Source organism: Polymorphospora sp. A560, from assembly GCF_045781765.1.
Lineage (GTDB): Bacteria > Actinomycetota > Actinomycetes > Mycobacteriales > Micromonosporaceae > Polymorphospora > Polymorphospora lycopeni.
Map to the genome: position 1 here is coordinate 5,070,710 of NZ_CP122282.1, position 24,756 is coordinate 5,095,465.

Annotated in this window: 22 protein-coding genes and 2 pseudogenes; 13 read left to right on the top strand and 11 right to left on the bottom strand. The window is 72.6% G+C overall.

Features of this window, described 5'->3' with window-relative positions:
- Window positions 1–16 precede the first annotated feature (16 nt).
- Window positions 17–310: a DUF2795 domain-containing protein gene (locus QCD66_RS22450; protein WP_364212182.1), complete on the top strand. Its 294-nt coding sequence runs from the start codon at window positions 17–19 to the stop codon at window positions 308–310.
- 198 nt (window positions 311–508) lie between these two features.
- Here QCD66_RS22450 and QCD66_RS22455 read toward each other — a convergent pair whose 3' ends face one another.
- Window positions 509–955: a GNAT family N-acetyltransferase gene (locus QCD66_RS22455; RefSeq protein ID WP_364212184.1), complete on the bottom strand. Its 447-nt coding sequence runs from the start codon at window positions 953–955 to the stop codon at window positions 509–511.
- 655 nt (window positions 956–1,610) lie between these two features.
- Between QCD66_RS22455 and QCD66_RS22460 the strand changes: the two genes are divergently transcribed.
- Together QCD66_RS22460 and QCD66_RS22465 are read left to right on the top strand one after the other, a co-directional pair.
- Complete coding sequence (locus tag QCD66_RS22460) at window positions 1,611–2,399, top strand: NAD-dependent epimerase/dehydratase family protein (RefSeq protein ID WP_375733151.1); 789 nt, start codon at window positions 1,611–1,613, stop codon at window positions 2,397–2,399.
- A 788-nt stretch (window positions 2,400–3,187) separates the two neighbouring features.
- Window positions 3,188–3,520: pseudogene (locus QCD66_RS22465) on the top strand (response regulator transcription factor); the annotation flags it as partial.
- Between the two features lie 52 nt (window positions 3,521–3,572).
- Here the strand turns inward: QCD66_RS22465 and QCD66_RS22470 are convergent.
- From QCD66_RS22470 to QCD66_RS22505, 8 genes and pseudogenes are all read right to left on the bottom strand, one after another.
- Window positions 3,573–4,739: an alkaline phosphatase PhoX gene (locus QCD66_RS22470; RefSeq protein WP_407566769.1), complete on the bottom strand. Its 1,167-nt coding sequence runs from the start codon at window positions 4,737–4,739 to the stop codon at window positions 3,573–3,575.
- A gap of 217 nt (window positions 4,740–4,956) precedes the next feature.
- A complete protein-coding gene (locus tag QCD66_RS22475) occupies window positions 4,957–7,545 on the bottom strand; it encodes a M64 family metallopeptidase (RefSeq protein ID WP_375733150.1) in 2,589 nt (862 codons plus the stop codon).
- Between the two features lie 127 nt (window positions 7,546–7,672).
- Window positions 7,673–9,793: a Xaa-Pro dipeptidyl-peptidase gene (locus QCD66_RS22480; RefSeq protein WP_375733149.1), complete on the bottom strand. Its 2,121-nt coding sequence runs from the start codon at window positions 9,791–9,793 to the stop codon at window positions 7,673–7,675.
- A gap of 451 nt (window positions 9,794–10,244) precedes the next feature.
- Entirely contained in the window at window positions 10,245–11,768 is a 1,524-nt protein-coding gene (locus QCD66_RS22485; protein WP_375733148.1) for a PQQ-dependent sugar dehydrogenase, read from the bottom strand.
- A 162-nt stretch (window positions 11,769–11,930) separates the two neighbouring features.
- On the bottom strand, window positions 11,931–12,209 hold the full coding sequence (locus QCD66_RS22490; protein WP_375733147.1) for a DUF3817 domain-containing protein: 279 nt from the start codon (window positions 12,207–12,209) through the stop codon (window positions 11,931–11,933).
- Complete coding sequence (locus tag QCD66_RS22495) at window positions 12,206–12,676, bottom strand: hypothetical protein (RefSeq protein ID WP_375733146.1); 471 nt, start codon at window positions 12,674–12,676, stop codon at window positions 12,206–12,208. The genes QCD66_RS22490 and QCD66_RS22495 overlap by 4 nt, the downstream gene beginning before the upstream one ends.
- Before the next feature lie 20 nt (window positions 12,677–12,696).
- Window positions 12,697–13,125, bottom strand: coding sequence for a MarR family winged helix-turn-helix transcriptional regulator (locus tag QCD66_RS22500; RefSeq protein ID WP_375733145.1), 429 nt, complete (start codon window positions 13,123–13,125; stop codon window positions 12,697–12,699).
- 138 nt (window positions 13,126–13,263) lie between these two features.
- Window positions 13,264–13,983, bottom strand: a pseudogene (locus tag QCD66_RS22505) (MerR family transcriptional regulator); the annotation flags it as partial.
- Between the two features lie 230 nt (window positions 13,984–14,213).
- Here QCD66_RS22505 and QCD66_RS22510 point away from each other — a divergent pair.
- The 3 genes from QCD66_RS22510 to QCD66_RS22520 are packed head-to-tail and all read left to right on the top strand — an operon-like array spanning window position 14,214 to window position 16,383.
- Entirely contained in the window at window positions 14,214–14,906 is a 693-nt protein-coding gene (locus QCD66_RS22510; protein ID WP_375733144.1) for a CBS domain-containing protein, read from the top strand.
- A gap of 41 nt (window positions 14,907–14,947) precedes the next feature.
- Complete coding sequence (locus QCD66_RS22515; protein WP_375733143.1) at window positions 14,948–15,526, top strand: dienelactone hydrolase family protein; 579 nt, start codon at window positions 14,948–14,950, stop codon at window positions 15,524–15,526.
- Window positions 15,527–15,570: 44 nt separating this feature from the next.
- Window positions 15,571–16,383, top strand: coding sequence for a hypothetical protein (locus QCD66_RS22520; protein ID WP_375733142.1), 813 nt, complete (start codon window positions 15,571–15,573; stop codon window positions 16,381–16,383).
- A gap of 25 nt (window positions 16,384–16,408) precedes the next feature.
- Here the strand turns inward: QCD66_RS22520 and QCD66_RS22525 are convergent, their stop codons facing one another.
- The gene (locus tag QCD66_RS22525; RefSeq protein WP_375733141.1) at window positions 16,409–17,164 is read right to left on the bottom strand and encodes a TetR/AcrR family transcriptional regulator C-terminal domain-containing protein; all 756 of its coding nucleotides are present in this window, start codon (window positions 17,162–17,164) and stop codon (window positions 16,409–16,411) included.
- A gap of 62 nt (window positions 17,165–17,226) precedes the next feature.
- Between QCD66_RS22525 and QCD66_RS22530 the strand changes: the two genes are divergently transcribed.
- Entirely contained in the window at window positions 17,227–18,159 is a 933-nt protein-coding gene (locus QCD66_RS22530) for an ATP-binding cassette domain-containing protein (RefSeq protein WP_375733140.1), read from the top strand.
- Window positions 18,156–18,923, top strand: coding sequence for an ABC transporter permease (locus QCD66_RS22535; RefSeq protein ID WP_364212228.1), 768 nt, complete (start codon window positions 18,156–18,158; stop codon window positions 18,921–18,923). The genes QCD66_RS22530 and QCD66_RS22535 overlap by 4 nt, the downstream gene beginning before the upstream one ends.
- Before the next feature lie 10 nt (window positions 18,924–18,933).
- Here QCD66_RS22535 and QCD66_RS22540 read toward each other — a convergent pair whose 3' ends face one another.
- Window positions 18,934–19,884, bottom strand: coding sequence for a DMT family transporter (locus tag QCD66_RS22540; RefSeq protein WP_375733139.1), 951 nt, complete (start codon window positions 19,882–19,884; stop codon window positions 18,934–18,936).
- A gap of 66 nt (window positions 19,885–19,950) precedes the next feature.
- Here QCD66_RS22540 and QCD66_RS22545 point away from each other — a divergent pair, with 66 nt between their 5' ends.
- The 5 genes from QCD66_RS22545 to QCD66_RS22565 all read left to right on the top strand — a co-directional run bounded on the left by QCD66_RS22545 (window position 19,951) and on the right by QCD66_RS22565 (window position 24,749).
- Window positions 19,951–20,835, top strand: a complete 885-nt coding sequence (locus QCD66_RS22545) for a LysR substrate-binding domain-containing protein (protein WP_375733138.1) — start codon at window positions 19,951–19,953, stop codon at window positions 20,833–20,835.
- Between the two features lie 121 nt (window positions 20,836–20,956).
- Complete coding sequence (locus QCD66_RS22550) at window positions 20,957–21,286, top strand: hypothetical protein (RefSeq protein WP_364212237.1); 330 nt, start codon at window positions 20,957–20,959, stop codon at window positions 21,284–21,286.
- 174 nt (window positions 21,287–21,460) lie between these two features.
- A complete protein-coding gene (locus tag QCD66_RS22555) occupies window positions 21,461–21,967 on the top strand; it encodes a hypothetical protein (RefSeq protein ID WP_375733137.1) in 507 nt (168 codons plus the stop codon).
- Window positions 21,967–23,364 carry a hypothetical protein gene (locus QCD66_RS22560; protein WP_375733136.1) on the top strand — a complete coding sequence of 466 codons (1,398 nt, stop codon included), beginning with the start codon at window positions 21,967–21,969 and terminating at the stop codon, window positions 23,362–23,364. Before QCD66_RS22555 ends, QCD66_RS22560 begins: the two co-directional genes overlap by 1 nt.
- Window positions 23,361–24,749, top strand: a complete 1,389-nt coding sequence (locus QCD66_RS22565) for a VWA domain-containing protein (protein ID WP_375733135.1) — start codon at window positions 23,361–23,363, stop codon at window positions 24,747–24,749. The genes QCD66_RS22560 and QCD66_RS22565 overlap by 4 nt, the downstream gene beginning before the upstream one ends.
- The last annotated feature ends 7 nt before the right edge of the window (window positions 24,750–24,756 follow it).

Genomic DNA, 24,756 nt, shown 5'->3' on the forward strand with positions numbered 1-24,756 from the left:
GACGGTGAGCGAGCGGATGGCTGGCCAAGAGTTCGCCGACGTGCGGGCGATCCTGAACGACCTGGACTTCCCGGCGACCAAGGAGCAGATCGTCGCGCACGGCGAGGCCCGGGACAGGGGCAGCGGTGAAGTCGTACGGCTGCTGCGGGCGCTTCCGCTCGGCACGTACGACAACATCTCCCAGATCCGCAGCTCCGTACCGCTCGATCCGGCCGCCGACGACGGGCTGGGTACCGGCGACGAGATGCGGAAGGCGCGCTCCCCGCACGACCAGCGGGTCGCCCAGCACCTGCGCAGCCCGGACGCCTGACCGCCCGGCCGGCCCGCCCGGCCCTCGGGCGAGGCGCACGGGGTGTGACGCGCGCGCGGATGCGGGGTGGACGCGCGTGCGGGTGGGGAGCGTTGATCAAGGAGAAGGTGTGCCGGACTCGCAGCTTTTGTCGCTCAACTTCTCCTTGATCAACGGGGTGTCAAAGGGGCGCGGTGGGCACGGGAGACCGGGTGGGGCTTACAGGCGTTTGTGCATGCGGATGGCGGTTGTCTCGTAGCCCATCTGCTCGTAGAGTGCCCGCGCACCGAGGTTGAAGCCGAAGACGCTCAGGCCGATGGACCGCACTCCCAGGTCCCGGCAGATCTGCTCGACCGCCTCGATCATCGCGCGGCCGTAGCCCTTGCGGCGCAGGTCCTCGCGTACCTCGAAGTCGTATCCGAAGGCGTGCGGTCCGTCGGACCTCCGCTCCACGTGCAGCCACAGCATGCCGATCTCGTCTGGGCCGTCGTACCCGGCCCAGAGATGGTGGTCGGGGGTGCGTATACCGTCGGGCAGCAGCCGGTCGTAGTCGTCGCGCGCCTTCTTCCGGGCCTCGGGCTCCGGCATGGCACCGGACGTCACGATGTGCTCCGCGTAGGTCACCTCGGCCCGCTGCCGGTAACGCAGGTACTGGTCATCGGTCATGGGTTCCAGCCGCACCGTCACCACCCGCCGAACACTAGGCCACCCGGTTGCCGGCGGCCACCCCGTGATCGCGGCGAATCGGGCGGGAACGCATGGATGGTGTTCGGCTCCACAGCGAATTCGGCGTACGTACATCGAATTCGCTGTGGGCTCGAACAGTGACACCCCCGCGGCCTGACGACAGACGACATGCGACAGGCGGCGGGCGGCGGGCGAACCGCCGTCCGACCCGGGGCAGCGCGCCGGCGCGGCCGCCCGGCGGGCGCGGCCGGCCGGCGGGCGCCGCATCCGCCCGGCCCACCGTTCGACCCGGACGCCCGGGTGGCCGCCTGCACGGGGCGGTCGTCGCCGACGACGACCCGGCTGTCCTGATCGGACACCGCGCCGGCTGCCTCACCACTGTCTGGTGGGCGGCCCGCCGCACCGGGCCGGTCCGGCGCACCGGGCCGGTCCGGCGCACCGGGCCGGTCCGGCGCACCGGGCCGGTCCGTGGGGCGCTGCTCGTCGCGCCGCCGTACCTCGATCCGAAGTGGACGCCCGGCCCGGCGAGGTCAGGTGGGACGTCCCGCGCACCTCGCTGCCGTTCCGGAGCGGCGGGCGGCTGGTCGCAGCGCGCGGGACACCGCTCCCGCCGCACCCCCTTTAGGATCATGCCGTGAAGGTGGTCGTCGCGGGTGGGTCGGGTGCTCTGGGACGTCGGCTGTGCGCGGACCTGGCCGCCCGGGGGCACGAGGTCGTCGTCCTGACCCGCCGGCCGCGTGGGGGCCCGCACCGACAGGTCGCCTGGGACGGGGCCACCGTCGGCGACTGGGCCGGCGAACTGGCCGGCAGCGCGGTGGTCAACCTCGCCGGCGAACTCGTCGACCGGCGCCCCACCGCCGCCAACGTCGAACTGCTGACCCGGTCCCGGGTGGCCCCGACGCGGGCCCTGGCCGACGCCGCACGCCGGCTGGAGCAGCCGGTGCCGGTGTGGATCCAGGCCAGCACCCTGGCGATCTACGGCGACGCCGGGGAACAACTCCTGACCGAGGAGTCGCCCGAGGCCGACGGCCCGCCGCAGATGGCCGGTGTGGCGCGGGCCTGGGAGGCGGCCGCGGTCGACGTACCCGCACGGCGGCGGGTGGTGCTGCGGACCAGCATCGTGCTCGACCGGGACACCCCGGCGCTGGACCGGCTGACCGGTCTGGTGCGGTTCGGGCTCGGCGGCCGGGTCGGCACCGGCCGGCAGTGGTTCAGTTGGATCCACGTCGACGACAGCACCGCACACGCCGCCGTCACCGCCAGGACGGGCAGCGTGAACAGCCCGAACGGCAGCAGCAGCGCGACCGGGTCGACGTGGTTGGACTCGCCACGGGCGAACTGCACGACCAGCGCCGTGCCGGCGAGCACGCCGGCCATCGAGGCGAGGACCAGCAGGTTGCTGAGGAACTTGCCGAGCAGGTAGCCGACGGTCCGCAGCGGGGTGGTGGCGAGCACCTGACCGACGCCGGTGACACGATCGCGGCCGACCGCGACCCGTACGACGTAGAAGCCGCCGACACAGAGCCAGAGCGCTCCGGCGAGCGCGGTCACCGCCCCGAGGTAGGCGCTGTCGTGTACGCCCCGGTGGTCGCCGACGTTGACGATCACCCAGCGGGTGCCGTCCGACGGCGCGGCCAAGAAGGCCAGGCCGACCGCGGCCAGCAGGGTCAGCGCGTACGCCGGTCGGCGGGTCCGCTCCCGGTGCGCAGCCAGGAGACCACCCGGCGGGGTCGCCGGGCACTGGGACTGGTAGGCGTAACCGGGGTATGGCTGGACCTACCCGACACCTATCGCCAGCCGGCTGGGTACGGCCGGTGACCCGGGCTAGCGTGGTCGTCGTGCCCGACGCCGCGCCCCGGACCCCGCTGGAGGCGGTGACCCGCCGCCGGTTCCCGCTCGGCGGCTGGCCGTGGCGCTCCCTGGGCTATCTGCTGACGACGGTGCCCCCGGCGGTCGCCGCCGCCGTACCGCTGGGGCTGCTCGGCCTGCCCTGGCTGCTCCTCCTGCGGCGGGCCACCTCCCCGGGTGACCAGGCACCCGGTTCGCTGGCGCTCCTGGCCCTGCTCGGGGCCGTACTCGTCGGCGCGTTCGGGCCGCTGGTCGCCCTGCCGCTGGCCGACCTCGAACGCCGGCGGCTGCGCCTCGTCGACACCCGCCCCGTCACCTCCGGGCATCTGCGGCCGCCGGCCGACGGCACGTGGTCGTGGCTGCGTCAAGGATCGGGTCGTCGACGTCGAGGACTTCGTCACCGCACTGCGCCAGGTGGTCGACGGCGGCACCGTGGTCGACCCGCACGTCGTACGTCAACTCCTGCGCCGCAACGACCCGCTGACGCGGCTGTCCGCCCGGGAGCGTGAGGTGCTCGCCCTCGTCGCCGAGGGTCACTCCAACACCGCCATCGCCCGGCAACTCGTCATCTCCGAGGCTGCGGTCGGCAAGCACGTCGGCAACATCCTCGCCAAGCTCGACCTGCCGCCGACCGACGACACCAACCGCCGGGTCCTCGCCGTGCTGACCTATCTCCGGAGCGGCTCCGACCGGTGACGGTGGCCGGAGCCCGCTCCCGACGACGGGACCGCGCGAGAGGGCGGGTGGTTCAGGACCGGAACGGCCCCCGGACCTCGTACGTGATGCCGCCGCTGCCGGCGGACGCGCCGGACGTGCCGCGCTGCGACGAGAAGTAGAGCCGGGTGCCGTCCGGGGAGAAGGCCGGGCCGGTGATCTCCGACTCGGCCTGCCCGAGGATGCGCAGGAACGGGGCGACGACCCCGTCCGGCGTGATGATGTTGATCTCCATGTTGCCGCCGTCCTCGGCGACGTACAGGTCGCCCGACCCGGCGCCGGTGATGTTGTCGACGCCGGTCAGCGGCGCGGCCCCGCCGGGGATCCGGGCGGCGTCGTACGCGAGGTCGATCTCCTGGTTGACCGCGTCGTACGCCCACACCCGGTTGTCGCCCTTGGTGGTGAAGTAGCAGACGCCGTTGTCGTACCAGCAGCCCTCGCCGCCGTCGAAGTGCAGGGCGGCGCCGACCTGGCGGCGGGTCGGCGTCGGGAAGCCGTCCCGGTCCGGGATGTCCTGCCAGGTGACCGGGCCGCTCAGCGTGCCGGCCGGCCCGCACAGCACCTGTACCCGGCCGGTGCGCAGGTCGCCCCAGGTGTCGGGGACGAAGCGGTAGAAGCAGCCGTCGCCCTCGTCCTCGGTGAGGTAGACGACGCGGCGGTCGGGGTCGCAGGCGGCGGCCTCGTGCTTGAAGCGGCCCATCCGGGTGCGTTCCTCGGCCTGCCGGCCGCCGTCGGGCCAGGTCTCGAAGACCCGGCCGAGCGGCACCTCCTCGCAGGACAGCCAGGTCCCCCACGGGGTGGCGCCGCCGGCGCAGTTGACGTTGGTGCCGGACAGGATCCGGTACGCCGACGCGATCGTGCCGTCGGCGTTGAACCGTACTGCGCCGGCGCCGCCGGCAAGGGGGATCTCGGAGTTGGAGACGTAGATCCAGCCGTTGCCGGCCGGGAAGCAGGCGCCGCCGTCGGGTGCCCAGTGCCAGGTGTACGAGGTGCCGGCGACCCGTTGCCCGGAGCGGGCGATGACGCGGCTGGTGAACCCGGTCGGCAACTGGATTCCGTTGCCGTCGGCGGCGAGCAGGCCGCCGTACGGGCCGGGGCCGGGCTGGGCGGTCGCGGCGAACGCGTTCTGCCAGAGCGCGCCGGAGAAGGCGGCGGCGCCGGCGCCGACGACGGCGGTGCGCAGGATGGTGCGGCGTTCCATCGGGGCTCCTCGGGGTGAGTCGGTCCCCGACAACCTAGACCCGCGATCCATCGACTGATTCAAATGGAGAGTGAACGTTGTCCGCACTGCCGGCTGGGGCGCGGTAACGGGCGGAGTGCGGAAAGGCGTCGGGGTGCGGCCGGCTCCGGCCACACCCCCGACGGGGACCTCACCCCGCGACGCCGTCAGCTACGGACGGCGTACGCCGGGCATCGGTTCACAGCTTGGCGCAGTCACCCGACTTGGCACCGTTGATCTTGTTCGGTGCGCCGAAGTCCTTCGCCTGGGCGCTGTTGCCCGCGCAGGCGAGCGCGCCGTTGATCTGGTTGCCGACGAACACCGGGCCGTAGGCACCGGCCAGGCGGCTGAACCGCTCGTTGGCCGAGACCTGGGTGTTGTTCGCGAGCTGGATCGCGCCACGGAACGTGTTACCGGCGATGGTCACGTCCCGGGTGGTGCCGACGATCTGGGTCGAGCCGTTGACCGTGGTGCCGAACATCTGCACCGCCTGGGCGCCGGTCGACACCAGGGTGCCGTTGATCGTGCTGTCCTTGATCACGACCGAGGCGCCCGGACGAACCGTCACGCCGCCGTTGACCTGGGCGCCGGTCAGGCAGGTGACGCCCTGCTCGGCGGTCACCCGCACGTGGCGGCCGGTCAGCGTGGTCGTGCACGGAAGCGCGGAGCCGGGCAGGACGGTCGCCTTGTAGCTCTCGGCGTTGCCGACGTTGCCGGCCGGGTCGATGGCCCGGTGCTCGACGACGTGCGTGCCGAAGCCGGGGACGAAGCCGCCGATCGGGTGGTCGTCCGGCAGGTGCTGCTCGAACGCCGCCTTCGACAGGCCGCCGGTGCCGAGGTTGCCGTACGTCAGCGCCTTCACGTCCGTGCCGGAGTGCCGGAACTGGAACGGCGACTCGGGCATCGGCTGCTCCGGGAAGCCGAAGTAGTTGAACCAGCCGTCGTTGTTCAGCCGGAGCTGGCCGACGACGTAGCGCTCCTCGGCGTAGCCGGCCCGGTTGTCCTGCGGCTCCAGCCACATGTCCCAGCCGTTGAAGTACACCGGGTGCTCCAGGGCACCGCCGAGCTTGGTCAGCGGCTGCGACAGGGTGCGCGGCGCGGTCGGCAGCGCGTTGTCGACGGTCCACTCGACGCTGTCCGACAGGCCGGGGCCGGCCGGGTCGGTCACCGTCGCGACCAGCTTGTGCGTCCCCGCCGGCAGGTTCAGCTTGCCGAGGTCGAGGTTGCGGCTGTTGTGCGGGTTCGCCACCGGCGAGCCGTTGACCGACCAGGCCACGTTGACGATCCGGTCGGCCGGGTTGTTGGTCCGGACGAAGACGACCTCGTCACCGGCGATCGGCTGGGTGTTCGGCGTCGAGGAGGTGATCTCGGCGGCCGGCGCGGACGGCGTCACGGTGGTGTCGCCGACCGTCCACTGCCGGGTCTGGACGAACCGCGGCCCGTTGTAGCCGGAGTTCGACGCGGTGTTGTTGGTCGACGGGTTGCGGACCCAGTCGATGCCGTCGGGGCCCACCGGGTCGCGGACCTCGACGTGGACGACGGTGCCGGCCGGCAGGTTCAGCGCCTCGAGGTCGAGGCTGCGGCTGTTGTTGGTCTGGAGCACGGTGCCTTCCGGACCGCCGACCCGCCAGGTGACCTGGAGCTCGTGGTGGCGGGGCTGGCCCGTCTCGACCCACAGCACGCCGTCGCGGGCGACGGTGCCGGCCGGGGTGTGCCGGACGCTCATCTGGCCGGCGTTACGCATGCCGGTGATCCGGGCGACCATGTGCTCACGGCCGGGCTGGTCCCAGTCGAAACCGATCCAGCGCATGATCGAGTGCTCGCTCGGCCGGCGCTGGCCGCAGGGCCAGGTGCCGCCGCCCTCGTGCAGGCCGATCTTGCCGCCGCTGATGCTCTCCTCACCCAGCCAGCGGAACCACTTGTGCTCGTCCGCGATCATCTGCTCTTCGCTGGTGTACGTGGTGTGGTGGAAGCTGCCCGGCTCGTTGCCGGTGTAGCAGGGCCGGACCACGTCACGCGAGGAGTACGGGTACTCGTCGGCCTGGGTGCCCAGCGAGTGGCCCAGCTCGTGCAGCGAGATCAGCGGCCCCTGCGGCGAACCGCCGGACGTCGTCGCGTTCGTGCCACCGATGCCGCCGTACGTGAAGGTGTTGAAGATGGCGAGCGTCTGGATGTTCTGCGACGTACGCGGGATGCCCAGCACCGGCGCGACGTAGTTGTCGAGGATCCGGTTGTGGGCCTGGCTGCCGGTCTCGCAGGGGTTCACGCCCGGCGGGTAGTAGCCGGCGGCGTCCTGGCAGTTGACCGGCGCTCCACCGTAGACGGTGCCGCGCGACAGCGGGTCGGCGCAGCCGTTCTGGTAGATCATCCGCAGGGCGGTGTTCTTGGCGTTGATCGGGCCTTCGCGCTCGCCGGTGTCCCGGATGGTGCCGTCGGCGTGGCGGACCCGGCTGTCGGGGTCGCAGCGTACGCCGTAGTCGATCGAGGCGAGCTCGACGGCGTACACGTTGATGTAGTCGCGGTACGTCCGGAACGGCTCGGTCGCCCACAGGACGGCGAGGTTCCGGTCGACGTCGGCGTGGAAGATGCTCTGCTGGTCGGCCTGGTAGCCGTCACCCATGATGATCAGGTTGAGCCGCTCGGTGGCCGGGCCGGTGACCTGGACCGGATGGACCTTCGGCTCCGGCAACGGTGCCGGCGTCTCCGCCAGCGCGGCGGGGACGGGGCCGGCGACCAGCAGGCTGGCCGCCAGACCCACCACCGCGAGGACTGCGCTCCTCAGTTTCACTTGTTCCACCTCATCTTCGAAAGGTGCCGGTCGCACTCCCGGCACCCGATCACCACCGCCGACCCGCGACGGTGCTGGACCTGACGGCGGGTGCGGAGGCGGGACCGCCTCCGCACCCGCGGGTCTGCTAGCGGATCCGCGAGCGGGCGGCCGCGCTGACGATCGCCCCGCGTTCGCGAGGCTCGATCTTCCCGGCGGCCACCAGGTCGGAGGCCACCTCGGTCACGTGCCGGACGAACTGGCCGTGGTTCGGCCACTGTTCGCCGTCGAGGATGTGGTCGTTGATAGTGCAGGACCCGGCCAGCGGCCGGTTCGGTACGCCGCTGTCGACGCCGCCGATCACGACCGTCGCCCGGGTGTCGGGGCTGTCGCAGACCGGCATCGCCAGGGGGCCGCCGACGACCGGGAGTTCGAGGGACGCGCCGGCCAGGTCGACGCTGAGCTCGGTGCCCGGCGCCGGGTGCAGGGTGAACTCGTGGTCGGTGGAGAAGACCATCAGGCCGATCCGCTGTCCGGCGGGGATGACCTGGTCGTCGGGCTGCAGGTCGACGGTCACGTCGACGAACCTGCCCGGCACCAGCGGCTTGCTCCGGGTGAGCGAGTCACGGTTCTGCGGGTCGGCCCAGCCCCGGGTGATGACGCTGGTCGTCGAGCCGCGGGTGCTCGACTCGCAGCCGGCCGCACCGGTCCACGGCAGCCGGACCAGCGCCACCGACAGGTTGGCCGCCGCCTTGCTCGACGCGAGCTTCAGCGTCACCTTCGGCGACCCGGAGATGTGCACCGGGGCGGACAGTTCCGGGGTGACGTAGAGCAGGCGGTGCGGCGAGTCCGCGGTGGCGTACGTGCCGATGTTGCAGGCGGTGTTGCCCCCGTCGACGAACCGCTCGACGCCGGTGCCCGGCCGGGCCAGCGAGGTCAGCCCGCCGGTGGTGGCACCGCCGGCGCTCAGGTTCAGGGTGACCGGGGACGCCGCCGGGTTGGGATAGTCGGCGTACGGGGTGAGCTGGCTGGTCCCGGTCTCGTTGCGGATGATCCAGGCCTTCGGGTCGTTCTCGACGCCGTTGCGGACGCCGTACAGGTAGCGGCTGAACCACTTGTTGCGCATGTCCAGCGGCGGGGCGCCGCCGTGGCCGCCCTGGTGGAAGTACGCCTGCACGGGAACCTTGCGGGCCTTGAGCGCCTCGATGATCCGGACGCTGTGCTCGGGCATCACGTTCCAGTCGTTGAACGCGTGCGCCATCAGGGTGGCGGCCTTGACGTTCTTGACCTGCGGCAGGTAGTCGCGGCCGGCCCAGAAGTCGTTGAAGTCGCCGGTCGCCCGGTCCTGGTGCCGGTTCATCATGTCCCGGACCTGCTCGATGCAGTACTGGCGCCGTTCCGGGAATCCGCTGTGGATGTAGTCGAAGAGGAAGTCGATGTCCTCGCCGACCCAGCCGCCGGGGTTCCGGACCAGGCCCTGCGAGCGGTAGTAGTGGTAGTACGACGTGTTCGGGGCGATCGGGATGATCGCCTCCAGCCCCTTGACGCCGGTCGTCGCGGCGGCCAGCGGCAGGGTCCCGTTGTACGACGTACCGGTCATGCCGACCTTGCCGGTGGACCAGCTCGTCGCGGAGACCTGCTCGGTCCCGTCGACGCTGGTGAAGCCCTTGGCGCGGCCGTTCAGCCAGTCGACGACGGCCTTCGGGGCCAGCGACTCGTTGCTGCCGCCGACCGTCGGGCAGCCCTGGGACAGGCCGGTGCCGGGCGAGTCGGAGTGGACGACCGCGAAGCCGCGCGGCACCCAGGTGCTGACCTCGCTGCTGCTGACGGACGTACGGTCCGCGCGGTGGGTGATCGGCGGCGGGGAGAGCCGGGCCGGGGGCTGCTCGCCGAGTTCGTGGGAGACGTTCCACAGGTACTGGCGCTGGGTCGAGCCGGTCCCGGCGTAGTAGGGGCTGGTCTCGTAGACGACCGGCACCTTCAGCCCGTCGGCGGTCGGGCCGGGGCGGGTGACGTCGACGTGCATCCGGTCGCGCCGGCCGTCACCGTCGGAGTCGAACTCGGTCTCGACCCACAGCTGCTGGCGGATCCAGGTGGTGGAGTCGGCGAACTCGGGGACGATCTGCGCCTGGCCGTCGAGGAAGACCGGCCCGGCATTCGTCGGAGCGGCGGCCGCCGGCTGGGTGACCGCCGTACCGGCGGCCAGCGCGACCACGCACGAGACGGCCGTCGTGACGACCGCCCGCGCACCCAACTTTCTTCGTGTCATATGAGTCCTCCGTCAGCGGTCCTGGTCAGGGCGATCGACGGCCGCCGCCGCGGCGTGCCGGGGCGGTGGCGGGATATGGGGAACGGCCGCGCGGGTCCGGTTCGGTCCCGGCGGCGCTGGTTCAGGCAGGGTCGGCCGGACGTACGGGGGTGGTACGCCGGTGAAGAAGGTCGGATTGACGACGGGTGTTCTTGGTCACGAGACCGTAGCAACGGGTCCCGATCGACAGCACCCGACACCTGACGGAACTTCGCCCTGGCCTGGACCTTCCAACGTCGAACCGGAACCCCTGGTCGGCGGCCCGTCGGGCGGCCCACGGGCGGCGGAGAGCGCTCCCCTACGACCGGGCGCCGGAGGTCGCGGCGCTTCCCCACCGTCGGCCGGCCGGCACGGGCCGGCTACGTGAAAGGGCCGGCGGGGGTGCCCCGCCGGCCCTTTCACGACCTGCCGATCAGGTCCGGCAGGCGGAGCCGCCGAGGGTGAACGTGGTCGGGACCGGGTTGCCGCCGGAGTACGTGCCGAGGAATCCGAAGGTGACGGATGCGCCGGGCGCGACGGTCCGGTTCCAGGAGAGGTTGGTGGCCGTGACGGTGCTGCCCTGCTGGGTCAGCGCGGCGCTCCAGCCGCTGCCGATCCGCTGTCCGGCGCCGAAGGTCCAGGCGAGCGACCAGCCGTCGAGCGGGGCGGTGCCGGTGTTGGTGAGGGTCACTGTGCTGCGGAAGTTGGGGCCCCACTGGTCGTCGACGGTGTAGGTGACGGCACAGGCGGCGGGTGCCGGAACCGCCTCGAATCCGATCTTGTGCAGCTGCCCCGGCAGGTCGTTGACGAGGTACAGCTCGCCGTCGGCGTCCTCGCCGAAGCTGGTCGGCTGGGTCGGCAACTCGCCGATGACGCGGTTCTCGTACGGGGCGCCGGAGGCGCCGGGGCGGATCGCCCACGCGGTGGCGGAGCAGTAGTCGCTGGCGATGTAGGTGCCGCCGACCAGGTCGGCGTACTGCTGTCCGCGGTAGACGAATCCGCCGATCACCGCGCAGCCCTCGAACGAGGTGCGGTAGTGGAAGACCGGGTCGGTGTAGGTGGCGCCGGCGCGGCACCGGGTCAGGTCGAACACGGCCGGCCCCTCCCGGCACGACCAGCCGAAGTTCGCGCCGCCGCCGTTCGCCGGCAGGTGGTCGATCTCCTCGTAGGTGCCCTGGCCGACGTCGGCGATCCAGAGCGAGCCGTCCTGCGCGTCGAACGAGAACCGCCACGGGTTGCGCAGGCCGAAGGCCCAGATCTCGGCGCGGGCGCCGGCCACCCCGACGAACGGGTTGTCCGCCGGTACGCAGTACGGGCTGCCGCCGCAGGACCGGCTGACGTCGAGCCGGACGATCTTGCCGAGCAGGGTGTCGAGCCGCTGGCCGGCGTCGAACGGGTCGCCGGCGTTGCCGCCGTCGCCGAGGCTCCAGTAGAGGTGCCCGTCCGAGCCGAACTTGACCTCGCCGCCGTTGTGGTTGGCGAACTCGGCGTGCGGCTGGGTCAGGATCACCTGTTCGGTCGCGGTGCCGCCGGACAGGACGAACCTGGACAGGGTCAGCGTGCCGTCGGGCACGGCGGTGTACGCCAGGTAGAGCGCGCCGCTCGTGGCGAAGTCGGGTGCGGCCTCGATGCCGAGCAGGCCGCGCTCGTTGCCGGAGACGGCGACCCGGTCGGTGATGTCGAGCAGCGGCGTGGCGGCCAGTCCGGTGGTCGGGTGGTAGACCCGGATCCGACCGGCCTTCTCGGTGATGAGCAGCCGGTCGCTGCCGTCGTCGGGGGCCGCGATCGCCGTGGGGCGCTGGAGTCCGAAGGCGACCTGGGTGGTGGTGACGCGCACCTGGTCGAGCGGAAGGGCGGCGGCGGGCGGGGCGCTGTCCGGCGTGGCGTACGCCGGGCCGGGCAGCGCGGCGAGGGTGACCGCGAGGGCCAGGGCGGGGGTCCAACGCTTTCGGTTCACTGTCCACTCCAGTACGGCCGGCGTGCCGTGATCGGGGAACCTCGCCGCATCGTATCGGCAATCACCGATCGCTCGAAGATTTCCTGGGAGCGTTCCCACGTTTCGGGATCCATCGAGGCCACCCACCCCCGGCCGGCCGCCGGTCCGGCGCGCCGCCCCTCGTCAGCGGGCGGCGACGGGGCGCCGCGCTTCCCGCCGCACGTTCAGGATCGTGAAGACGCCGCCGGCGACCGGCACCAGCGCGAGCAGCCGGGTACGCGGCCGCAGGTCCCGACCGAGCAGGGCGGTCACCGCGACGGCGAGGTAGAGGGCACCGTGCACCGGACCGATGGCGGCGGTCACCGGCCGCAGGTGCACGGTGGCGAGATTGACCAGCAGCACCGCGACACTCACCAGTTCGAGGATCGACAGCACCTCGAGGGAGCGCAGCAGCGGCCTCACGAGTAGTCCGATCCGGGGCGGACGATCATCAGGATCACGACGACCGCCCACAACAGGTTGAAGATCCCGGCGAGCATGCCAAGCTGGCGCAACCGCCGGCCGTCGCCGGGAGCGGCGAGCGCGTCCCGCTGCCGCGGGGCGATCTGGAGGGCGAGGATGCCGCCGGCGACGGCCGTCAGCACCATCGCGATGGTGATCCACACCTCGCCCATCCGCCCCTGCACGAGGGCGAGCGCGATCCCGACGACCGGCACGACGAGCGCGGCGATCCCGTAGCCGCGGGTGATCCGGTGCAGCAGGCGGGCGACCCCGACGTTGCGCTCCCCGGCCGGGCGGGCGGCACCGTCGGCGCCACCGACACCCTCGGCGACCGGCGCGAACCTCGGGAACAGACTGACGGCGACGGCGGCCGGGCCGACGAAGAGGATGCCGGCGAGCACGTGCACGGAAAGAAGGAAGGCTTCCACACCTTCAGCATAACTGAAGGTTAGTCGGGTGCCGATCCCCCGAAACTGCGCCGCATCACCTCGCGCAGCGCGTCCGCCACCTCGGGCAGGTCGGCCGACAGGCGCGCGTCGAGCGCCGCGACCGCCTCGGCGGCACGGGCCAGCACCGCCTCACCCGAGGTGGTGACCCGCAGCGTGGACGCCGCGCCGGCCTGTGCGGTCGAGTCCTCGACCAGCCCGGCCGCGACCAGCGTCGCGACCGCGGTGTGCGCGCTCTGCACGGTGATCCGGGAGCGCCGGGCGAGTTCGCTGAACGAGATGCCGGGCCGGCCCCGGATATGCCCGAGCAGGCCGTACTTGCGCGTGGTGAGCCCGATCGGCTTGAGCGCGTCGGTCAACTCGGCGTCCCACACCCGGGCAGCCGTGAGCAGGGCGATCAACGGGCTGATGGGCGGTGGGGAGGCGGACATGGCCGCAGTCTAGGACGCGTCCCGGGGCCCGGCGGGCGGTGACCGCGCCGCCCGTCCGGCGCCCCCCGGGTAGTCCCGCCAGCGCTTCGTCGGCAGGCAGCCGAACTGGCCGTCAAGGTCGGCGCACCGGATAGCTGATCAGCGAGCCGGTAGGGCGGACGCGCGCAGTGCCGCGGCCAGCCACTCGAACGGGAACCGCTCCGGCGGCACGTCGTTCACGGCGGCGACCAGCGCCATGTACCGGTCGAACGGTCCTTCCGGCTGCGGCGGCGTGCGGTCCCACTCCGCGCCCGCCAGCATGTGGTCGGCGGTCCGCATCCGGAACTCGGGCGTGTCCGGCATCCCGGGGCTGTCCGGTGTCGCGAAGATGCCGGTCAGCCACCCGATCCACCGGTCGGCGATCTCCCGCCCCCGCGGCGAGTCCGGCGGCACCCGCTCCCGCGCCGCGCCCATCGCCGCCGGGCCGATCGGCGTGGCCGCCTCCAGGCTGTCCAGCATCGGCGACCGGGTCATCAGCGACCCGGCCCCGGTCGTGCACACCTCGTACAGCTCACGGCGCACGGCCTGCCGGACCTCGGTGTCCCGGACCAGCTCGGCCAGCTCGATCCACGCCTCCAACTGGGCCGCGGTGGGATGTTCGGGCAGCTGCGGCCGGGCCGCCCGCCACCACTGGACCATCCGCTCCGGCGGCTGCCAGCCGGTGGTGACCTCGGTCCAGAAGTCGTCGATCAGCCGGTCGCGCTCCTCGTCCGGCATGCCGGCCATCTTGTGCATCAGCGTGACCTGCCCGGCCGTGGAGTCCTGCCGCAGGATGGCCGACAGCACCGCGCGACGGCTGCGCAGCCGTGCCTCCCGCCGTGCCGACGCCCACTATGCGATCTCAAGCGGCTTGAGATACAAGCCCCTGTCGGCCGCCACCAACTCCCACATCCAGGAGGGCACCGCCTGACGCGCTGAAGGCCGTACTCGCTGACCGGCCCTGAGCCGCCGTCCAGGGACCAAGGTCCCCACCGGTCCCGGACCCGTTCCCCTGCCCCGGCCCGAACAGCACGAATACCCTCGTGGAAGGACGGCTGAGGAGGTACGTGATGAGGACGTGGACCGTCGACGACGTGATGACGACCGATGTGCTGACCGTCGGCGAGTCGGCGCCGTACCGGGAGATCGTCGACCTGATGACCGGGCGGCGGGTGAGTGCCGTGCCGGTCGTCGACGAGTTCCGGCGGGTGCTCGGCGTGATCTCCGAGGCCGACCTGCTCCACAAGGTGGAACTGACCGGCGAAAGTCCCGGCTGGCGGATCTTCGAGGGACGGCGCCGGCACGACGCCCGGGTCAAGGCCGCCGGCATGATCGCGTACGAGCTGATGACCACGCCGGCGGTGACGGTCCCGGCCGGTACGCCGCTCGCCGCCGCCGCGCGGCGGATGAGCCGGGAGAACGTCAAGCGGCTGCCGGTCACCGACGACCTCGGCCGGCTGGTCGGCATCGTCTCGCGGAGCGACCTGCTCAAGGTGCACCTGCGCCCCGACGGGGACATCCAGCGCGACATCGTGCGGGAGGTGGTCGAGCGGGTCCTGACCGCACAGGAGGGCACCCTGGAGGTGACAGTGACCGACGGGATGGTCGAACTCGCCGGGCGGCTCGACCGGCGCAGCTCGGCCGAGATCGCGAGCCGGCTGGCGGCGCGGGTGCCGGGCGTGGTCGACGTCGTCGCCGACGACCTGACGTACGACTTCGACGACGTGGACCCGGCGCCGTCCACGTCGGCCGCCGCCGGCTGAGCGGACACCGGCGCGGCCGGCGGTCTGGCATGATCGGCCGCATGGCCGAGGTACTGCTGTTCCACCACGCGCAGGGGCTGACGTCCGGCGTACGTGACTTCGCCGACGTGCTGCGGCAGGCGGGTCACACCGTCCACGTCCCCGACCTGTACGACGGCGAGGTCTTCGACACCCTCGAGGACGGGGTGGCCCACGCCGGAAAGGTCGGCTTCGGCGCGCTCGCCGAGCGCGGCCGGCTCGTCGCCGAGGGACTGCCCCGGGAACTCGTGTACGTCGGGCTCTCTCTCGGCGTGGTGCCCGCCCAGATGCTGGCCCAGACCCGGTCCGGGGCCCGTGGTGCGCAGCTGCTGCACGCCTGCATACCGACGTCGGAGTTCGGCGGCGGATGGCCGGCCGGCGTACCGGTCCAGGTGCACGGCATGGACGACGACCCGTACTTCGCCGGGGAGGGCGACATCGACGCCGCCCGCGCCCTCGTCGCCGAGGCCGACGCCGGGGAACTGTTCCTCTACCCCGGAGAACGGCACCTGTTCACCGACAACAGCCTCGACGCGTACGACGAAGAGGCCGCCGCACTGGTGACCCGACGGGTGCTCGGCTTCCTGGCCGGCGTCCGCTGACCGGTACCCCGCACGGCCGGACGACGGCGCGTCCGGACGACAGCATGGTCGACTGGTCGCAGGTCCGGGACATCGAGGGGCGCCCGGGCAGCGAGGTCGCGGCTCTGCTGCATCGACTGGAACGGACGCCGGACGCCGGGCTGTGGAACGAACTCGACAACCGGCTGATCGTGGAGAGTGAGTGCTGGTGCTCCGCCGGTTTCGCCGCGCTGCCCCGACTCGGCGCGCTGGCACGGATCGGCACCGGAGAGACCCGTGACCGCGCGTTGGTGGTCGCGTCGACGATCGTCGCGACCCTGCACCGAAACCACGCCTACGACGACCTGGTCCGGGCCGTACCCTCCACTCTCGCCGTTCTGCATCGTGCCACCCGGTCCCGGCTGCCGGGCACGACCGGGCCGGAGTTCCGCCAGTACTTCCGGGCCGCGCTGGCGTTCGCCGGCTACACGCTCTGGGCGACGATCAGCCTCGACTTCTCCGACGAGCACTACCAGGTCGGCTGCCCGCACTGCGCCGTCCGCCTGATGATCGTGATCGGCGACTACGGCTGCTACTCCGCGATTCGCGACGAATGGGAGGGCGACGTCCAACGCGTTCCGCTACGCCCGGCGGACGTCGCGGGACTCGACGGGATCCGCCGATGGATGCACGACAGCGCCGTCGCCGGGGGCGACCCGGTGCTCGCCGGAGGGCTGACCTACCTGTTCGGTGACGCGACCTGCGGCGACTGTGGCAGCGTCTTCACCGTCGCCGACTGGTACGAGGCCGAGAACGGCCCGTCGCAACCCATCGACCCGGTTGTACCTCGCGTCGACCGCTCAGGCTGGCGGCAGCCGGTTTCCCCCGGCGGACATTGACGCTGAACAAACCCTCGTCCGGCCGTCATCGGTGACGGCGGGCCTCGACGCCGTCGAGGATGACGTCGATCGCGAGCGCGAAGTCGGTGTCGTCGAAGGACTCCCCGCCGTCGGCGGGATTCTCGCTCTCCAGGATCGCCCGGAGCCGGGGGAACTCGTCGTGCCGGTCCGCGACGCGCAGGCGCTCCGCGAGGTAGGCGTTGACCTCGGGGGCGGTCCGGGCGCCCGCCGGTAGCGACTCGGCGAGGCCGGCGCCGAGTTCGGCGTCCGACCGGACGTAGGTCCACAGGAGGGTCAGCACGGTGACGGCCTCGCCGCCGGGCAGTTCTGATCCTTCGAGGCAGCCGAGGCCGGCCTCCATCCACCGCACGTAGGAGGGCATCAGCGCTTCGCCGGTGATCGGCAGCGACGAGAGCCAGGGGTGGGACCGGTAGGTGTCGCGCATCGCGGCGACCCAGGCGTGGGTGCGCCCCCGCCAGCTCTCCGCCGCCAGTCGCGGTGGGCGCCCGAGCGCGGCGTCGGCGGCGAGGACGAGCAGGTCCTCCCGGGACTGGACGTAGCGGTACATGGACATGGTGCCGCCGCCGAGCGTCTTGGCGACGCGGCTCATGGTGATCGCCTCGACCCCGTGTGCGTCGCCGAGCGCGACCGCGGTGTTCAGGATCTGGTCGAGGCTCCACCGGGGCTTGGGCCCCTTCGTGGTGTTCTGCGCGATGCCCCAGGCGGACAGGAGAGCGGGGGGCAGGCCGCGCAGTGGCCCCTCGGAAGCTGTCGACGACACGAGACCGATCTTACTGCGTAACCATTACGCATCCGTACTGCGTAGGGGTTACGCTGTCTGGCATGACAGTCGAACACTCCTCCTCCACCGCGCTCCGGCCACCGGCGACACCACCGGCACTGGCCGTGACCGGCATCCGCAAGAGCTACGGCGGCCACGACGTCCTGCGGGACGTGACCTTCAGCGTGCCGAGCGGACAGGTCTTCGCGATGCTCGGCCCGAACGGCGCCGGGAAGACGACCCTGATCCGCGTCCTGACGACCCTGATCCGGCCGGACGCCGGCACCGCCCACGTCCTGGGCCGGGACGTGGTGACCGAGGCTTCCGAGGTACGCCGGCTGATCAGCGTCACCGGGCAGTACGCCTCGGTCGACGAGGAACTCACCGGCCGGGAGAACCTCGTCATGATCGCCCGCCTGCTCGGCCGGAGCAGGCGGGACGCCGAGGCCCGGGCCCGGGAACTGCTCGACGGGTTCGACCTCACCGACGCCGCGGACCGCCGGGCCGGCCGGTACTCCGGCGGCATGCGCCGCCGGCTGGACCTCGCCGCCGGTCTCGTCGACGAGCCGCCGGTGATCTTCCTGGACGAACCGACCACCGGCATGGACACCCGTAGCCGCCAGGCGCTCTGGACGACCATCACCCGGCTCGCCGCGGCGGGCCGGACCGTCTTCCTCACCACGCAGTACCTGGAGGAGGCGGACACGCTCGCCGACCGGATCGCCGTGCTCGACGGCGGCCGGATCGTCGCCTCGGGAACCGCGGCGGACCTCAAGCGACGCGTCGGTCGGGAGTGGGTCGAACTCACCCTGCCGGACGGCGACGTCCGCCGCGAGAGCACCGACGGCAGCCCCGACCGCCTGCGCGAGATCCTCAACCGCTACCACGACGAGGGACAGGCCGTGGCCAGGGCGGCGATCCGCACACCCAGCCTCGACGACGTCTTCCTCACCCTCACCGGACACCCCGTCGACCGCGAGGACGGCCGAGCATGAGCACCCTGCCGCTGTACACCGAACTGGTCTTCACCCGGCGCAGCATCGTCCACTCGCTGCGCAATCTCGACAGCCTCGTCACCGCCGTCGTCGCGCCCGTCGCGATCATGATCCTGTTCGTCACCGTCTTCGGCTCCGCCCTCGAGGGCGCCGCCGGTGGCCCGTACACCGACTACGTCACCCCGGGCGTGATGCTGCTGTGCGCCGGCTTCGGAGCCGCGCTGACCGCGACCTCCGTCCACGCCGACGTCACCAAGGGGGTGATCGAGCGGTTGCGCACCATGCCCGTACGGGCCTCCGGGGTGATCTTCGGTCACGTCTTCGCCAGCGTCCTGCGCAACCTCGTCTCCACCACGGTCGTCGTCCTCGTCGCCCTCGCCCTCGGCTTCCGCCCGCGCGCGTCGTTCGTGGAATGGCTCGGCATCGTCGTCCTGCTCGCCGGGTACATCCTGGTGCTGACCCTCGTCGCCGCGGCCTGGGGACTGGCGGCCCGCTCGGTGGACTCGGCCGGGATGTTCAGCTTCGTCGCACTGTTCCTGCCCTACCTCTCCACCGCGTTCGTACCGGTGGAGAGCCTCCCGGCCTATCTTCGGGGGTTCGCCGAACACCAGCCGGTCACGGTCGCGATCGAGACGCTGCGCGGCTTCGCGGCCGGCAGCCCGGACGCCGGTGACGTGCTCGCCAGCACGATCTGGCTCGGGTCGATCGGCGCCGTCGCGACCGTCCTGACGGTACGGCTCTTCGCGCGCACCGGCCGGAGGTAGGCCGGGCACCTCACCGTGCCGGAGTCCGGCCGGGCCGGCTCCGGCTGGTGAGGATGCCGAGGATCACCAGGGCCGCGCCGACGGGTCCGTTCCAGTGCAACGGCTCGCCGAGCACGACGATGCCGAGGCTGACCCCCACGACCGGGGTGAGGTAGGTGACGGTGGAGGCGACGGTCGCACCCCACGCCTGGATGATCCGGGTGTTCCAGACGTAGGCGACGCCGGTACCGATCCCGCCGAGTACGACCATGCTGGCGACGACCGGGACGGACCACCGCACCGGCGTGGCGCCGGCGAACGGGACCAGGGCGGCGGTGACGACCGCCGCGACGGTGACCTGTGCGGCGGCGATCGTCGTCGGGTCGTACGGGGTGCCGCGCAGAAACCGTCGACTGTAGACGAAGGCGAGTCCGTAGCAGGTGGTCGCGGCCAGGCACGCCGCCTGGGCGAGCAGGGACCGGGTTCCGGCGCCGCCGGTGGGCGCGGTCCACGGCGACGCCACGAGCAGGACCCCGGCCGCCGCGACGACGAGCCCGGCCGTACGGGTCCGGGTGAGCCGTTCGTCGGGCAGGACGGCGAGCGAGACCAGGAGGGTGGTGATCGGGGTGGTGGCGTTGTAGATGCTCGACAGGCCGGACGGGATGTGCTGCCCGGCCCAGGCGAAGAGCAGGAACGGGGCGACGCACAGCAGCACGGCGATCACCGTCAGGTGTCCCCACACCCGCACCCCGCGCGGCCAGCGGCGCCGCGCGGCGAGCATCGGCACGGCCAGGACCGCGGCGCCGCACGCGAGGCGGCCGAACACGACCTGCACCGGCGACAGCCCGTCGAGGGCGACCCTGATGAACAGGAAGCTGGCGCCCCACACCAGCGCCAGCAGCGTGAACCGCACCGCCACGAGCCGGTTCCCGGCACCGTCCATCCGCTCCTCCTCCCCGTGCCCGGGTCCACGTTCGGGCACCGCCGTAGGATGAGGCAAACAGATCTGCTTCATGAGTCGATCTGTTCTCCTCATGGAGGTCGGGCAGTGCCGACGTTGCGTCAGCTACGGGTGTTCGTCGCCGTCGTCGACACCGGCGGGTTCGCCGCCGCCGGTGCCGCGCTCGGCACCAGCCAGTCGTCGGTGTCGCACAGCCTCGCCACCCTGGAGTCGCAGGTGGGCGCGGCGCTCGTGCACCGCGCCCCGGTCGCCGTGACGACGCACGGTGCCCGCCTTTTGCCGTACGCCCGCGCGACGCTGGCCGCCGCCGACGCGTTCGACGCCGCGACGCCGGCCCGTACCCCGACCACCGGCACGATCCGGCTCGCGGTGACCCCGACCGCCGGGCACCGCCTCGTCCCCGATCTCCTCACCCTCTGGCACACCCACGCGCCCGGCATCCGGGTACGGCTGCTGGAAGGTGACGACGTCGAGGTCGCCGAATGGCTGGCGACCGGGGCGGCCGACGCGGCCGTCCTCGTCGACGCGCCGGCCGGCACCGGGCCGGTGGTCGCCCGCGACGAGTTCCGCGCCGTCACCCGTACCGACCACCCGCTCGCCGGCACCGCCGCGATCCCGCTCGCCGACCTCGCCGAGGACCCGCTGCTGGTCTCCACCGCCGGCTGCGAACCCCAGATCCGGGAACTCCACCGGCGGGCCGGCCTGCCCTACCGGCCGACCCAGCGGGTACGCGAACTGACGACGCTGATGGCGATGGTCGACGCCGGCCTCGGCGTCACGCTCATGCCCACCCTCGCCGGGCCGATGCTCCCGGCCGGGCTGGCCATGACCCCGCTGACCGACACCCTGCGCCGTGTCCTCACCCTGGGAGCCCCGGCCACCCGTCCCCGCCACCCGCTGGTCGGAAGGCTCCTCGACCTCACCGCCGAGCACCGGTCGCCCGACGGACCGGCCGGGCCGGTGCCGGCCTGACGCGGGCGTCCGGCCGCCCGTGGATTCGGCGACGCGGTGACGTGAAAGTCGACAGAATTACTTGCGCACTCAACCAAACTGGGTCACGATTCGACGGTAGTCGATACCAAGGAGGAGTCGCATGAATCGGACGCGAGCGAGGATCGGCGCCGTACTGGCCACGGCCGCGGTCATGGCCGCCGGGCTCGGGACGGCGGCCGCACCCGCCTCGGCCCAGCCGTCCGGCCTCGCCTTCTACAGCAGTTACCCGTTCACCACCCCGGTCGTGCACCTGCCCACCCCGACCGGCGAATGCACGCCACTGCCCGCGACGGCCATCGGCCACGTCGGCTGGAGCGGCTTCACCAACGTCGTCATGTACCGGACCGCCGACTGCACCGGATATGAGACCAACACCGGAACGCTGCGCACCTACGACGCCGGACGCTTCCAGAGCTTCCGCGCCTACTGACCACCACGCCGGGACGGGTGCGGGCACTGCCTTCACCCGTCCCGGCGCGTTTCCGGGGCGGCGGCGCGCTGTCGTACCCGTGGTCCATGATCTCTCCCGTACGGCGGCGCCGGGGCGGCCCGGCGCCGGCATCGTCGTGGCCGGCGTCGGTTGCCGGCGGGGTGGGAGGTCGTAGTGGCGGACGTGGACCGGGCCGCGTGGCGGCGACGCAGCGCGCTACGGGTGGTGCCGCCCGCGCGGCCCCGGAAGCTGGCCAAGGTGCCCTTCGTCGAACTGGCCGACGGCCGGCTGCAGGGCGTGGTGTCCAGCGGCTCTGACATCGAGCGGGTCTACGTCTCGTCGGTGACCTCCGGCAGCCACGCCTACCACTGCAGCACCAACAACAACCGGCCGTGCGGCGGCCTGCGCGGCGCCCCCTGCAAGCACCTGCACGCACTCGCCGACGAGGCGGTTCTCCAGTACGGCATCGACCGGGTCGCCCGCTACCTGCGGGTGGAGGTCGAAGCCGGGGTGGACACCGGCACCGGGCTGCTGCGCGGGCTGGACGCGCGGCACGAGCCGACCCCGGCCGCCGTGGTGTTCAGCCGCTTCCTGCGCCACCTGGCCTACCTGGAACTGCCCGGCAGCACGGCACCCCTGCCCGAACTGCACTGGTTCCCGGCGACCGGGACGGCCCGCTGATGCTGGGCACCCAACTCGCCGTCCTCTGTGACGGCACCCCGGCCGGCCTGACCGACGCTCTCGACGTCGTCGCCGGATTCGACGAGGCCCTGACCGACGGCTTCGCCCGGGTGGGCGAGCCGGGCGCCGCCGCACTGGCCGCCGTGGCCGGCGCACTCTCGGCGACCCCGCTCGGCGACCGGGTGGCCGAGGCCGTGGACAAGATGACCGCCGGTTCGGTGGCACGTGAGCATCTCGTCACGCTCGCCGGAGCGCGTACGGCGCTGCTCGGCGCGGCCCACGACGCCCTGCTCGGGCGGTTCGACACCGCCGTGGCCCGGGACCGGGCGGCCTGGGCCTCCACGGCGAGCCGGCCACCGGAGGAGCACCCGCTCGACGGCGCCCGCGCCTGGCTGCACGAGGTGGCGGTCACCGGCTGGCGGGGCGTCGACCACGAACTGCTGGCGACCGCCGGGGCACAGGTCGAGACACTGTTGCCGGTGCCCGCGCTGCGCCGCCTCGCGGTCCTGCTCGACGGGCTGGCCGCCGAACTGCGGGCCAGCGTCCCGATCGGCACGATGCCGCGGGTGCCGACCCGCCGCTGGGCCGACCTGTGGACCCGCGGCACGCTGCTCGCCCACGTCCCGCCGGCCGACACCGGGTCGGCCGCCGCCGAACGGGTCACCGGGCGGCTGCTGCCGCTCGGTGCCGACGTACACGAGCACGACACGGCGGTGCAGGTCCAGGTGCACGGGATCCTCGAACCCGCCGACGGTTCGCCACCACGACTGGTCCGCACCGCGGTCGGCGCCGCGAAGGTCGACACGATCGTCGGACCGGCGGTGTGGCAACTGCTCCAGGCCCACCCCGTACTGCTGGCCGCCCTGGCGCACCGGCGCGGCCTCACCGTCACCGACCTGCCGGTCAGCGGCGGCGACCTGCTCTGGCAGGACGACCGGGTCGCGCTCGACGAGCCGGCCGACCCGTTCGCCACCGCCCGGGTGCTGCTGCCCACCGCCGTCGCGGCGGCCACCGCACCGCTGGACCGGCACCCGGTCGGCATCGCCGAGCCGGTGCTGCTGGAGGGCTACGCCGTACGCGACGACGACGGGTCGCTCAGCCTCGAACTCGACGGCCACCGGATCGCCGTCGCGGTCGACCGGCTGCCGTCGTGCGGCCCGCTCACCGCCGAACTGGTCGCCTCCTCGTCCGCCTGCCTCGGCCTGGTCAGGTGGGACGACGGGTGGCTCGTCCAGCCGCTGGCGGTGCAGGCCACGGTGAAGCGCCGTACGGTGGCCGCGCACAACGGCGACTGGGCCGAGGGCGTCACCGACCCCAAGGTGGCCAAGGCCGAGGCCAGGTCGGGCGATGTCGTGGCGGTGCTGCGCGAACGCGCGGGAAGGCTGCTGCGGAAGTGACCGGCCCCGACACCACCCACGACCACTCCGACGAGAACCGCCGCCAGGTGCTCTACTGGCGGCTGCTGGCCCGGCTCTTCGACCCCGACGAGCAGCCCGCCCTGGAAACGGCGAGCGTCGCCGTCGTCGACGACCTCGGCCTGCCGGCCGCGCTGCTCGACCCGGCGGTCTCGGTCGACAACGTCGTCCAGCGCTTCCCGGCACTCGCCGACGAACTGCGCGGCCTGCTGGCACCGGCCGAGGCCGACGCGCCGGCCGGAACCGGGGCCCCGACGGACCCCACGGACCCGGCGGCCGGAGCCGGCGAGCCGGACCCGGTCGGCCGCGACGAGGTACGCCGCGCCGCCCTGGTGTCGAAGCTGCTGCTCAACGTCTTCGCGACCGGTTCCGGCGCGGTCACCGCCGGCCAGCTCGCCGGCTGGCAGTCCGACGCCGGCTGGTTCGAGCAGGCGCTCGGCTTCGGGCCGGGCGAGCTACGCCGGCAGGGCGGCAGCGGGCTGGGCGGCACGCTGGCCGGCCTGGAGGGTGACCTCGTCCGGCGGATGCGCCTGCGCGAGGTGCTGGCCGACCCGGCGCTGGCCAGCCGGCTGACCCCCAGCATGTCGCTGATCGAGCAACTGCTGCGCGACAAGGCCAACCTGTCCGGGGTGGCCCTGGCCAACGCCAAGGCCCTGATCCGCCGTTTCGTCGACGAGGTCGCCGAGGTGCTGCGTACGCAGGTCGAGCAGACCAGCGTCGGCACCATCGACCGGTCGGTGCCACCGAAGCGGGTGTTCCGCAACCTCGACCTCGACCGGACCATCTGGCAGAACCTGACCAACTGGAGCCCGGACGACGAGCGCCTCTACGTCGGCCGGCTCTACTACCGGCAGACCGCCCGGCGCACCACACCGGCCCGGCTGATCGTGGTGGTCGACCAGTCCGGTTCGATGGTCGACTCGATGGTCAACTGCACCATCCTGGCGTCGATCTTCGCCGGACTGCCCAAGGTGGACGTACACCTGATCGCGTACGACACCCGGGCGCTGGACCTGACGCCGTGGGTGCACGACCCGTTCGAGGTGCTGCTGCGCACCAACCTCGGCGGCGGCAACGACGGCCCGGTGGCGATGGCGATGGCCCGCCCCAAGATCGTCGAGCCGCGCAACACGGTCATGGTGTGGATCTCGGACTTCTACGAGTTCGGCCGCTCCCAGCCGCTGTTCGACGGCATCGAGGCGGTGCACCGCTCCGGCGTCCGGTTCATCCCGGTCGGTTCGGTCAACAGCTCGGGCCAGCAGAGCGTCAACCCCTGGTTCCGCCAGCGTTTCAAGGACCTGGGCACCCCGGTCGTCTCCGGCCACATCCGCAAACTCGTCTTCGAGCTCAAGAGCTTCCTCACCTAGGAGAACC